This is a genomic window from Faecalibacterium tardum (genome assembly GCF_040096515.1).
GTDB classification, from domain to species: domain Bacteria; phylum Bacillota; class Clostridia; order Oscillospirales; family Ruminococcaceae; genus Faecalibacterium; species Faecalibacterium tardum.
In genome coordinates this window covers 1-2,265 of the sequence record NZ_JBBMEO010000082.1, presented here as the reverse complement: position 1 = coordinate 2,265, position 2,265 = coordinate 1, and the positions used below count along the sequence as shown (strand labels likewise).

The window sequence follows — 2,265 nt, the reverse complement described above, 5'->3', positions numbered from 1 at the left end:
TCGTGGCTCCAGCGCGTCGAAATCGCTGGTGGTTTTCTGGTTCTCTTTTGCCACCAAAAGAGAACATTCCTCGGCTACCACCTCCTACCCCGCAGCGCTGCAACTGCCGCTTTTTCTCTACACTCTCTGTAAAAAATCAACCGGGAAGCTCCGCAGAACTTCCCGGTTGATAGATACCATAATATTCTTTATTACAGCGTAAGATCCAGCTCGTGGCAGTACTCCACGATATGGTGGAACATCTGCTCCACGGCGGGAGCCATAGAGGCCGGGCGCTGCACGGCCAGGCCCACCACGCGGTACTCCTCCGGCTCGATGGGGTACACCTTGACGGCGGCTTTGCAGTCCCGCAGCAGCATCTGCGGCATGATGGAGATGCCAAGCCCGGCCTCCACCATGGCAATGTTGGACTGGTCGTCGATGACGTGGCAGCGGCGCTCGGTGCCGATCTTGTATTTCTTGAGGAACTGGCGCATCTCGGCGTCGGTGGCGTCGCACTGCACCACAAAGCTCTGGCCGTTCATCAGCGCCGGAGTCATTACGCCGTCCTGCGGCTCCGGCCAGTCCTGCGGCACGATGCACAGCAGCGGCTCCCGGAACAGCTCGGTGAGGCTGAACTCCTCCCGGCAGGTAGAGGACAGGAAGGCGATGTCCACCTGACCGGTGCGCAGCCATTCCTTGACATCATCGTAGGTGCCCTGATATACTTCGATCTCGATCTGCGGATAATGCGCCGCAAAGCTTTTCAGCAGCCCGGGCAGCAGCGAGGCACACACCGAGTTGAATACACCCAGCTTTACCTTGCCCTTTTCCAAGCCGTTCAGGCGGGCGATGCTCTGCTTCAGCGCCTCGTCACTGTTCAGCACATCACGGATAGAGGGATACAGGGAAGCGCCGTAACTGGTCATGGATACGCCGTTTTTACCGCGGTTGAACAGGGCAAAGCCCAGCTCCTCCTCCATTACGGCAATGGCGTGACTGATAGCCGAGGGGGTCAGGTGCAGCTGCTGTGCCGCCTTGTTGAAGCTGCCCTGCCGGGCCACGGCATCAAAAATTTCGTAGGAAAAAAGCGTCATGCCCAAAGCCTCCTTCCGTCTTTACTGGTTCGGAGACGCCTGATTCTCTGTGAATCTTTTTCATCTTTCATTTGAGATAGTTCAATTATCTTCTTGATTGTACTATCCCGCGCCTTTTCTGTCAAGCATTTTGCCCCGATTTTTGCACGCTCTGTGCAGATTTTGCCGCGATTTTTGCAGGAAATGCCGTCCTTCCTCCGTTATAGTTCCTGTAACGATTTTTAACAACCTGAACGAGGTATTTTTTATGACCGCACTATCCCCGCGCCGCACCTTCAGCGGCACTGCTCTTAAAACCATTGCCTGCATCACCATGCTGGTAGACCACATCGGCGCGTCCTGCATCGAGGCAGGTATCCTTACGCCCGGGCTGGACGCCGGCACCCTCTCGCAGGACACCCTTTCCGCCTATCCGCTGTACCGGCTGGACATGGTGCTGCGCTTCACCGGGCGGCTGGCCTTTCCCCTGTTCTGCTTTTTGCTGGTGGAGGGCTTTGTGCACACCCACAACGTCAAAGGCTACCTTGGGCGGCTGGTGCTGTTCGGCCTTTTGAGCGAGGTATCCTTTGACCTTGCGTTCTTCCGCACCCCCTTTGACTTCAGTGCGCAGAACGTTTACTGGACGCTGGCGCTGGGCGTACTGGCTATGGCAGGGCTCAAGCGCTTTGAAAAGGAAAACGGCCTGCCCGGCTGGCAGGGGCTTGTGTGGGCAGTGGGCTGCGCCGCACTGGCGCTGGCTGCCAATACCGACTACAACGCCATCGGCGTGCTCATCATCTGCGCGCTGTACCTCACCCGCGCAGACCGCAAGCGGCAGTGCCTTGTGGGCGCGCTGCTGTTCTTGTTCGAGCTTACCGCCCCGCTGGCCTTTGTGCTGGTCTGGTTCTATAACGGGCAGCGCGGCGCGTGCAGTCCGCTGCACAAAAAGGCATTTTACTGGTTCTACCCGGTGCACCTGCTGGTGCTGGCAGGCATCACAAACCTGCTGCTTTGAATTTACCGATAAATAGCGCAATGCCGGACAGTCTGCGGGCTGTCCGGCATTGTATTTTTTATGGAAGGGTCGTAATAGGAAACGGCATTTGCAGCGTTGCTGCTATGGCAGCTTTCTACTTGCCGCAAGCGCGCAGGGACGCTCCGCTGGGCCAGAGGCAGGGAGGGGTGTTCCGACTCCCCCCTCCCTACCTCT

General features: G+C 57.7%; 3 protein-coding genes. 2 read left to right on the top strand and 1 reads right to left on the bottom strand.

Annotated elements, in window-relative coordinates; all coding sequences use genetic code 11:
- Positions 1-202, top strand: a 202-nt coding sequence (locus WMO44_RS14780) for a hypothetical protein (RefSeq protein ID WP_349153029.1), incomplete at its 5' end; no start/stop codon positions are given.
- Here the strand turns inward: WMO44_RS14780 and WMO44_RS14775 are convergent.
- Positions 192-1,076: a LysR family transcriptional regulator gene (locus tag WMO44_RS14775; protein WP_349153028.1), complete on the bottom strand. Its 885-nt coding sequence runs from the start codon at positions 1,074-1,076 to the stop codon at positions 192-194. The genes WMO44_RS14780 and WMO44_RS14775 overlap by 11 nt on opposite strands.
- A gap of 247 nt (positions 1,077-1,323) precedes the next feature.
- On the opposite strand from WMO44_RS14775, the gene WMO44_RS14770 reads away from it, so the two are divergent.
- A complete protein-coding gene (locus tag WMO44_RS14770; protein WP_349153027.1) occupies positions 1,324-2,070 on the top strand; it encodes a TraX family protein in 747 nt (248 codons plus the stop codon).
- Positions 2,071-2,265: the final 195 nt, after the last annotated feature.